6 protein-coding genes and 2 pseudogenes are annotated in these 9,963 nt (G+C 57.1%); 3 read left to right on the top strand and 5 right to left on the bottom strand.

The window, feature by feature from the left end; translation table 11 throughout:
* Positions 1–158: transposase domain-containing protein (locus CHB75_RS21810; RefSeq protein WP_141135057.1), on the top strand; the 158-nt coding region annotated here is incomplete at its 5' end.
* A 513-nt stretch (positions 159–671) separates the two neighbouring features.
* Here CHB75_RS21810 and CHB75_RS22265 read toward each other — a convergent pair.
* Positions 672–719, bottom strand: a pseudogene (locus CHB75_RS22265) (hypothetical protein); the annotation flags it as partial.
* Between the two features lie 152 nt (positions 720–871).
* Here CHB75_RS22265 and CHB75_RS20840 point away from each other — a divergent pair.
* Positions 872–1,120: pseudogene (locus CHB75_RS20840) on the top strand (ATP-binding protein); the annotation flags it as partial.
* Between the two features lie 109 nt (positions 1,121–1,229).
* Here CHB75_RS20840 and CHB75_RS21530 read toward each other — a convergent pair.
* The 3 genes from CHB75_RS21530 to CHB75_RS20820 form a co-directional block, all read right to left on the bottom strand.
* Positions 1,230–3,191: a CHASE2 domain-containing protein gene (locus CHB75_RS21530; protein ID WP_176439240.1), complete on the bottom strand. Its 1,962-nt coding sequence runs from the start codon at positions 3,189–3,191 to the stop codon at positions 1,230–1,232.
* 16 nt (positions 3,192–3,207) lie between these two features.
* Positions 3,208–6,654 (bottom strand): FecR domain-containing protein, encoded by a 3,447-nt coding sequence (locus tag CHB75_RS20825; RefSeq protein WP_089274066.1) that lies wholly within the window; start codon positions 6,652–6,654, stop codon positions 3,208–3,210.
* Positions 6,655–6,936: 282 nt separating this feature from the next.
* Positions 6,937–7,860 carry a GNAT family N-acetyltransferase gene (locus CHB75_RS20820; protein WP_176439239.1) on the bottom strand — a complete coding sequence of 308 codons (924 nt, stop codon included), beginning with the start codon at positions 7,858–7,860 and terminating at the stop codon, positions 6,937–6,939.
* Positions 7,861–8,496: 636 nt separating this feature from the next.
* Between CHB75_RS20820 and CHB75_RS20815 the strand changes: the two genes are divergently transcribed.
* Positions 8,497–9,525, top strand: coding sequence for a helix-turn-helix domain-containing protein (locus CHB75_RS20815; RefSeq protein ID WP_176439238.1), 1,029 nt, complete (start codon positions 8,497–8,499; stop codon positions 9,523–9,525).
* Positions 9,526–9,555: 30 nt separating this feature from the next.
* On the opposite strand, the gene CHB75_RS20810 is transcribed toward CHB75_RS20815, so the two are convergent.
* On the bottom strand, positions 9,556–9,828 hold the full coding sequence (locus CHB75_RS20810) for a hypothetical protein (RefSeq protein WP_089274060.1): 273 nt from the start codon (positions 9,826–9,828) through the stop codon (positions 9,556–9,558).
* Positions 9,829–9,963 lie beyond the last annotated feature (135 nt).

Here is a 9,963-nt window from a genome sequence, read left to right as displayed (position 1 = left end):
GCGCCGCGACATGGGCGCGTGTCGCCTCGCTGATAGGCACATGTCGCCTGAACGCCGTAAACCCCGAAGCCTATGTCGCCGCCACACTCCGAAAGATCCTCGATCAGCACATGCAGACTGACATCGACACTCTCATGCCATGGAACTTCGGCAAGTAGTAAAACCACAGTGCCATGGGTGATGGACTGCCGCTTACCGGCGTCATCCGGAACCATCCGTACCTCCGAAACCAGGCCGCGCAACGCTTCCGTCGCTTCCGGACGCGCGAGCTCGTCGTTCAAGGATGCGGTGAGGTCTGAGACCTTCTGGCGGTAGACCTGCGCCAGAGACGGGTGCAGATGAATGGGGGCCGCGGCATCTCCCAGATTCGCAAGTCTGGTCGTCAGGTCCCCCTTGCGCGCTTCCAGCGCATCCATCTTGTTCTTCATGGACGCGTGGAACATCCCCTCGGAAATGGCATCGACGATCTTGTCGATCTTCTGTGTTACGGTTCTGAGTTCGGTCTCACAGGTGGCGCGCTCCGAGACTTCGGTAGACCGCAGCTGGTTCCATTCCCGCTGATACTCGACGATGAATGCTTCGATCATCTCCGGATGCAGAAGCTTGTCCTTCAGCCCATCCAGGATCCGCGTCTCGACGCGCTCGCGGTGGATCAGCTTGCGATTGTCGCAGGTCCCCTTGTTGCGTGCCGCAGAGCAACCGTACTTGGTCTTGTTCATCAGCGTGTAGGATGCGCCGCAGCATCCGCACTTCAGCATTCCGGAAAACAGGTATGTGGGACGACGTGCCGTGCCGAGGGGATTGCCCCCGGCTTTAATGCTGTGGCGCGTATCGCCCATCTCGGAACGGATCGCGCCTTGCCGCCGTTTGGGCACTGCTCTTCCACGTGCTCAGCAAACTTTACGAGCGCACCAGCGTCGTGATCACCACCAACCTCAGCTTCAGCGAATGGGCCACGGTCTTTGGCGACGCCAAGATGACAACCGCCTTGCTCGATCGCCTGACCCACCGCTGTCACATCGTTGAAACCGGAAACGACAGCTTCCGCTTCAAAGCAAGCTCAGCTGCGGCATCTGCTGCAAAGAAGAAGGAAACAACACACAGCTTGCCCCCGGCATGAACCAAAATCCATAATCAGAGGTGGCTCACTTCTCGGTGAAAAAACCGGCTCAGTTCTGGGTGCAAATCAACAGGCAGGTGCCAAGTTCTTAAAAAATTAGACAATCTTGTCATTTTTCGTCGAATTGCCATGTGCCATCCCAATCTTCGCAGGGATTATGAGCAGCAAAATTGTTTGACCTGACGATCATCACTTTTGAATAATGCGCTGCAATGGGCGCATCCTGTGCCAATTCCCCCCAAAGGGCAGCCGACGCAGCCCAATCGCGACTGCGATATTTGCCGAACGCGCAGGACTGACGTGCGGCCAGATCGACCGTGGCATCATCCGTCAGGGCACAGACCGGTGTATAGATATCAACCGGCGTTGCGCGTCCCTTAACCGCAACCCGGTCTACCTGGATCAAGCCGTGCGCGTTGGTATCGCGCGCGGTGTCTTCACCGATCAGTATACGCAAGCCATAATACTTGGTCCGCGCCTCAAGCCTTGCCGACAGGTTCACCGGATCCCCGATGGCGGTGTAATCAAAGCGGTCGCTGGTCCCCATATTACCCACAACACAGGGTCCGGAGTTAATTCCGACACCGCATGCGACCCCTAAATCCGTCAAACCCGCCGCTTTGCGTTCTGCCATGATCGTTTCGGACAGGCGGTCGATGTCGGCCACGATCTGAACTGCGGCATCAATTGCCTTTTGCGCATGGTTGTCGATGTCCAACGGGGCATTCCAGATGCCCATGACGCAATCGCCGATGAACTTGTCGATTGTGCCATCATGCTCAAGGATCGCATCGGCAATGGGGGTGAGCAAGCGGTTGACCAGTCGGGTCAGACCCTCCGGGTCGTCCTTCATGGCCTCGGAAATCGCGGTGAACCCGCGCAAATCGCAGAACATCACGGTGATGTGGCGTTTCTCGCCGCCCAGTTTCAGCGCGCTGGGGTCTTGCGCCAAACGCTCTACAAGAGCGGGAGAAAGATATCGGCCAAAAGCCGTTGTGACCGTGGCGCGCAACCTACGTTCATGGGCGTAGTCCCGCAGGGTTTGACCAATTCCCCCAAAAATTGCGCCCGCAAACCAGGTGGCTGGTGGTAGCCACACGCCCGATGTGAGCGCCGCCGCCGAGGTCGCTACAGGCGTCAGGGCCGCGACGAGCGTAATGCAGACTGCCAGTGCCGCCGACCGGCCCGATGTTGCCCAAGCCGTCAAAAAAGCAATGCCGCCTGCCGCGAGAACGACAAACCAGTGGCCCAAGGGAATAATCCATCGCTCCAGGCGTAAAGTGTCGAGCGCGTTCGCATGGACTTCGATCCCCGGCATCATGCCGAAACCGCGCGGTGTCCAGGGGGTGCGAAAGTGATCCGGGACGCCGCCGTCGAGTTCCGTCACCGCCCGCAGCGCGAATCCGACGATGACATCGGCCCCTTCAAAGAACCCGGGCGGAAGCGACGCCTTTGCATCGACCGCCTGATAGTAGGACACGCGAGGGTAGCTTCCGGGGGGACCAGCCCAGGCGATCCGCGCACCATCCGGGGCCGCGTCGCGCTGTGCGATTTCGGGGGTAAAGCCACCCTGTGCGGGCATCCTGCGCATGGCCCCGTCAAAATCGATCGGCATTGCCACCGAACCGGTGCGGGCACCAAAGGCGATCAGTTCCGGCAATGGCATCACCTCGGTGCGGATCCGGCCCTGTGGGGTTTCGATGATCTCGACATCGCGCGCCAGAACCACATCTGGGCCGGCGGCCGCAATAAACGCACCGTCATCGGCAAGATCGCCGGGATCTGCAAACAGTACATCGAAGGCAATCGAACCGGCCCCGGCCGCCCGCAAGCTTTCGACCAGGGCGCCGTGCGCCGCACGAGGCCAGGGCCAGGGACCAAATTCGGCAAGAGACGGTTCATCAATAGCGACTAGGATTGCACCGGGTGCCTCGGGCGGGGGCACAAGGCGCGTGACCATCTGGTCATACAACGCCTCATCCGCACCTTTCAGCAGGCCCAACAGGGAGATCAGCACGGCCAGAGCCCCCGCGGACACCGGAACGCTCCAAGCCGTTAACCGTTGAAGCATGTCTTTCACGGTCCCCTCAGAAGCGCAAAGCAGCGGAAACTGCAATCGAACGTCCCAGGCTCCCTTGATCAAAGCTGCTTTGAATATCGGCATCAAAGAGGTTTCGCGCGTCGATAGACAGCTGCAACCGCTTGTCCAACGGTTGCCACGTGAGAGAGGCATCTACCGTCCAGACCGGATCCAGCTTTGTGCCGTCGGCGTTCCCGACGCGCGATCCGATGTGGCGTGCCTGCGCGGAAATCTTGAGCTGTGAAGGGTGAACCCAAGTGAAGCCTACTGCCGCTTCTTGGTCAGGGACGCCGAAAATGCTCGAACCTTCTACGGCGCCGGACACAATATTTGACCGGGTTACCGCAGCTGATGCAAATGCGCCCAATCCGCCCCCGAGCCACATCTCGCCGCGCAGATCTGTGCGCTCCATCGTTGCTTTGTGGACATTAGTGTCGATATCCGCCGAATCAAAGGAAAGATTGGTGTAGGTAAGCGACTGATGTTCAAGGCTTAGGTGAAAGCGGTTCGAAAACGTCCCGTCATAGCGGAAGATGCGTGCAACGGTCGTGCCACCCCGATCAACTGGGGCACCGATCGGGAACAGGCCAAGGACCGTCGCCGGAGCGAGGCTCTCGTCATACAGCCAGACGTCGCGAATGGCGGCCAATCGAATACGGTGGCCCGGGGCAATGGTGACCCCCATTGCAACGCGTGGCGAAAGCGGTTCGGTCCCCGTGCCATCGACCCGTACATAGTGCAGGCCGAAATCGCCTTCGACCTGGAACCTGCCGCCAAAATCCTGACGTCGTTGAATATACAGTCGCGAGCCTGTCTGCTTAGTCTGATAATCTACAGATCCAAAGTGAAATTCATCCCCGAACTCATAGACTTCAAAATATTCAGTCCTGAACGAGGTTGTGTCTTTCATGTACTCATATCCGGCAAACCAGGTTCCGCTTGCGTCGTCACCCCGATATCCCATCGAGAAAAAGTCGGTTTTACTTGAAGGGCGGGACCGCTCAATTTCGACATATAGATCACCAAAGAAATCTCTGGTCTCCTCGTTGGTAAATTCAGCTTCGAAATTGAAAACGGAGGCATAGAAAGATAAAACTTTGCGCTCCTGTAATCTGAAAGAGGCACCCAGACCACTAAAGCTGAACTTTACATCGGAATTGGTATTTACGCCCAAGTCAAAGAAAGGCCCGGCAACACCATTTTTCAGATTGGCAGCCACTCGGAACGCCGTTAGCCCCAATCTGGCGCTTGGCTCTGCGACAAGAATCATTGTCGTATTTTCGGCTGTCATACGGGAGGGACTAGATATGTCTCCCGCGCTCTCAAAGATTCCATCCAGATAGAAACCAAGCGGCACGGGGGTTGTCGTAAAGCCATTTATCGTGCCCGTGTAAAAGCGACTTGTCGCCTCATCAGGATCTATCGTTGCCGAGATTTCACCGTCGAAAAACGGTTTGAGAGAAATGTCGCTGTAGCGCAAACGCGTCACGACGCCGAGCGGATCCAAAAGGATTCCCTGCAGCTCGGAACTCAGAATATAGCTGTCGGATGGATCGCTTGAAACATCTTCAAAAGCGATGGTCGGGCGTGGATTTAGTGCTTCGCTGAAAAGGCTCGAGGCGGAAAGAGGATCGTGGCTTCGGTCGGCGATGTCCCGCGCCCAGTCTGTGAGGCCCAGATTCTGGAACGCCGCCGTGAGGATCGACCCGCTCTTTCGGTTCGCGCTCAGGCGTTCCGCCGCAAGGTTTAACTGGAATAGCCTGTCCGCCTCCATAGCTGCAACAATCGCATCGTCTGCGCGTGCGTAATCAAGTGCAATAGCGCTGCGGATGGCTGGGACATTCGGGTTGTTTGGATCCAGGCGTCTGGCAGCGTCCAGTTCCTGCTGGGCTCTTACGTCGTGCCCGGCCCGGTGCGCGGCGATTGCCAGAAGGACGGAGTTTTCCGCCGCTGCGGGTTGCGCCGCAAGAGCCTCAAGCGCGGACTCTTCGGCGCGCAGATTGTCGGTCTTGCTGATGTCGACCTGCGCGCGGGCGGCCAGAGTCGTGTAGGCCCCGGGCGAGGATTTCGTCAATTGATCAGCAACCCGTTGTGCCTCTGCCACGCGATATTGGTCCAGCAATACCACGACCAGATTGGCCAGAATACCGGCATCCCCCGGGGCAAGCGTCAGGGCCTTGCGAAGCGCTGCCTCGGCCTCGATCGGATGCCCGACGGTGTGTTCGGCCATGGCGAGATCACTGAGCAATGTCGGGTTCTCTGTATCCAGCGCCACCGCTCGGCGGTACAATTTGACAGCTTCCGAAGGATTGCCGTCCACGATCCATTTGACAAAGGCTTCGGCGGACAACGCCTGCGCCGTTCCCCCCGCCACGGTCTGTAGTTGCGCCGATAGGCGCCGCGCTTCGTCAAACCGGTCAAGATAGACGGAAAAGCGCACCGCTTCGGCCAAAGCAACTGGCGCGCTGTGTATCGGGACAAGGGCAGCGGCTGCTCTTGCGAGGTCGCCCTGATAGGCGGCCAGATAGGCGCGCGCGAATGTATCCACTGCTCCGCTGCCGCGGCCTTGCCCACTGATTGGTGCACCAGACTCCGCACGCGCGAATGCCGCGATCCAGCGGGCTGCCGTAGCGCGCTGCGGGTCAAAGGTGGAGGCAGACCGCTCCAACAACGTGGCGGCCTGATCGAACCGAGCCGCGCGGATAAATCTGATGCCCTGGCGATAGGCATCTGGCTCTGGACCATGGCCCGCAACCGATCGTTCGAACTGTATTATCGCATTTGCAGCTGTACCTGGGGTCACCGAGAACAGCATTTGCTGGCGCTCTGTCAGGTTCAAGACTTGAACACTTTGCGGTGCCCCGTCACGCGACGCCGACACACCAGTCCCGGCCCCTGCAGAAATCGACCCTTGGGCGTTGGTCAGATCTACCTCGCCGTCATAGACAAAAACGCTTGTGACATCCCCGGCGTCGACAGACAGCGTCCAGTCCGTGCCGCGGATCGCAGCCGCTGCGCTAGGGGTTTGAACAGTGATCGGTGAGTTCGTTTCGCGCGGCGTGCGGGCCCACACTTTGCCAGAGGTCAGTTCAAGCGAAGTCTGCGTATCCGAAACCTGTCTGATCGCCAGCTCAGTATTCGGATGCAGGCGCATCGCCGTGCGATCAACAAACAAGAGAGCCACGGCACCCGTTTGCCCGGTACGAACAATATCTCCGTCGACAAGAACCTGCCCTACTACCAGCTCTTGAAAATCCGTCTCTGTTGCAAAACGGACGGTCTCTCCGCCAACCCTTGAGATGACCACGGCAGATTGCGCCTGACTGCGCGAGACCGGTGCCCCCTGCGCATAGGATATGGACGGATAAAAGACCACCAGAGAAAGGCAGAACATGACACCGTAAATAAAACGCCGCGCTGTAATTTCGATGAAATTGGAGATCGTTTGTGACACGCTTCAGACTTTCTTCAAATTTGGAACGCGGACTGGTCAAATGAGTGGCTGGCGCTTTAAATGCCTTCGCAAGACGGGTGCCTGCAGGTTTAATTGCACGCTTGATTGAACGGCCATGGAATAATGGCTTAAGTCAACAATCTGGGACAAAGCGTCACTATTTTGGGATGCCGTGTCAAATCCCCGACAGCTTGGCTCTGTCGGAGACGAAATTTGGCGAAAAATCTTTGTGTTGAGCCTGCGACAGGACGGCCGTCTTTCAGGTCGATCCGGCGCAGGCTGTCAGATCAGGGACTTTTGAACCTTGTGGCGCTCTTTCATCCAGGTGAACACAGGACCGAGCCGACGGCGCATGAAGTCAATCATTCGCGTGTTGGTGCCATAGGTTTCATAGATCGCGAGCGATTCAGGCCCATATTCGACAGCCTGACGTCGGCAAACGTCGTCCAGTCCGGCGATCAGCCATCCAGCGCGCTGCAGTGGTTTGCTGACATACCCCGTGCTGTAGTAGTGGAAATCGTTCTGCTGCAGGGATTCTCCGTGGATAAATCCGACAAGTTCCCCATTTTTGCGGATGGCGATCGATAACTTCTCGTCGCAGAAGTCCTCACATCCCTTGTAAGAGATGATGACTTCGTTGCCTGCCTGTTCGGCCACGAGCACATCCGCTTTTTCTCGGTCAGCGGCGTCAATGCTGGCCCAAGGTGTGGTAGAAAAACCATTTGATTCCATACGGTTCATAAATCGTGGCCAATCAGCCCCCATGCGCGTTGTCCAGTCGGCGCGCCCGGCCAAACGGAAGTTCAATGGTACCGGCGCTGTCCATCCCGCACTGCGCATCAGGGCGCGAAACGGGTCGCGGGCCGGTTCATGCAGAAAATGCGCTTCGATCTGCGTGGCGCCGCGGACGCGGGCGGCCTTCTCAATCGCAGCGATCAGCTGCAAACCCACCCCCGTGGAACGGATGGGTTTGGCAACCATGACCGACAGCAGGCGGCTGTGTTGCGGTGAACCGGCGTCAAGCAACGCCAGCCCCACAGCCCGATCATCAATGCAGGCCACGAAGGCGTCGGTAAGTTTCAGCCCTTCGAATTGGGCGGCGTGCGGCGGCTCCTCGCACATCAGACGCCAGCGATAACGGGGATAGGTCAGATGCACGACATCGGGCTGGGGTTTGGTCAGGTCGAGGGGCTGGATATTGATCAAGGTTATCTCCGAAAAAATCAATTTAGGGTGCAGGTGACACATCAATCTTGCTATTGTCATCCAGAAAATTCGCCCTCATCTATTTCAAGGGGCACGCCATGGTGTGAAATAAATGGCCATGACCGTCTAATTTTAGCGCGTATACAGTATTTATGAAATTCATTCTTCTTCGTGCGGTTGATGGCCGGGATTCAATGCGTTGGCTGAGATTTTTCTTCGAATTAACAAGAGGTCGTTATATCAGATCATACGGTGCCGTTTTTCCAAATGCCGCGGTCCCGTCCAGAAATGTCGCGTTGTTTTCGACAAAAATATTATGATGCCCATAGTGCGAAAATCGGGTCTTGTGGAACATAAGGCCGACTTCAGTATAACCCGGCGGTAATCCTAAACGCCTACAGCCCAACGGCAAAATTTTGGCAGGCATTGGCGTAAAATCTTGCTGGTTCCGACCGCAATCTGTCAGCCTGCTACGCCGCCCCAGCTTCGCCTCGATCCGGCACGAACAGCTTTCAGAAATATGGCGACATCAGGATGAATGTTGCAAAAAAGCTGTTAACATACTAACGTTCTATAAGTTACCGGTGCCTCTGTGTTGTGTTATTCGCTGCGATAAATATGCATAGGAACAACAGAATGAGCCTTCTGGCCACGTCAACATTCGACACCAGGGGCATAGCACTGCCAGAGAGATTTTCCGCGTGGCGCGACAGCATCGACGTGATTTTCGACACGAAACTGGATGAACACTCCGATCCTCTGGCGTTCAATGCGCGGATGGATGCATCCATGTTTGGTGATGTAGTCATCGGGCGACTGGCTTCTGATACCCAAGCGTTTGCGCGACCGCAGACAAAGATCCTTGCCGACGGGTTGGATGCCTATCTGGTGCAAGTCTTTACGCGTGGCACCTGTTCGGTTCAGGATGGGCGGCACACCCGGATCGTGCGGCCCGGAGATATCTACATCATCGACGCCAGCGCACCGCTTGACGCGGTCGACTATGGTTTTGAGCATATCACTGCGATGATCCCCCGCGATATGATCAGTCGAAACCTGGCGCGCCCTGACGGGCATCATCGTCGCGTGATCCCTGCCGAAATGCCCCTAGCCAAGCTGTTGTATGCCTACGTTTGCACCCTGTCAGCCAATCGCACACAGATGACAGCCAGCGACGGGGTGGCGGCGATCGCGCCCCTGCTAAGCCTGATCGAAAGCATTCTGAACGCACCGGTGCCCGGTGCCGTTGGGCAGCATGACGGGCAGGCCGTGGAATTTGCGGTGCTGAATACCATAAAAGATCACATAGAAACCAATCTTAGCAATCGTGACATGACGCCAGATACATTGGCGACCATCATGGGAATGTCGCGGTCCCGGCTCTACCGATTGTTCGAGCAGATGGGAGGCGTATCGAAGTATATTCGGCAGCGTCGGTTGCGGCGCAGCCTGCAGGATTTGCTGGACCAAAGCCATCGCACCATGCGGATCGGGGAGATCGCATGGCGCTGGGGCTTTGGATCGGAAAGCGATTTCAGCCGCGCGTTCAAACAGCGCTATGGCGTTAATCCCAGCGAAGCCCGTGATGCGCGTTCGCGTCGGGGCACAACGACGCAGACCAGCAACAGCGATTATGAGCGCTGGGTCAGCGAGATGGGAACTTGAGACCTCGGCGCCCATCGTTCAGGCGTTCAATCACGTGTCATAACAAACCATGCTGGCACGGGCTACGACCAGCTCCAGCTCTTCGTCGCTGAGACTGTCATCTTCGCTGCGTTGATCGACGATCCTGGCCGGTTCATCGTTGATCTGCGCGTCAATCGTGTCCAGCGTCAGGTCGGTTCGACCAGCATCCCTGGCGATTTGATGGACACGCTCCACGATCTGTTCACGGGTCTGCATATTCATCAGATCAGCCAACTCGCCAGAGTCGCGAATTTTGTCATAAAGCTCTTGGTTGTTCAGCATGTGGGGTGCCTCTCAATCTTTCTGTCAAAGAGGCTATCGGGTTCAGCCTGAACAACTCCCAAGCGTCTGAATTTGCGGCCTGATCGCGCCGAAACAGTAGCGGGAAATTGCAGGATTTCTTATACCGGGTCCTGA

Origin of the sequence: Puniceibacterium sediminis (genome assembly GCF_900188035.1) — a bacterium.
Lineage (GTDB): Bacteria > Pseudomonadota > Alphaproteobacteria > Rhodobacterales > Rhodobacteraceae > Puniceibacterium > Puniceibacterium sediminis.
This window is presented reverse-complemented; position numbering and strand designations above follow the sequence as displayed.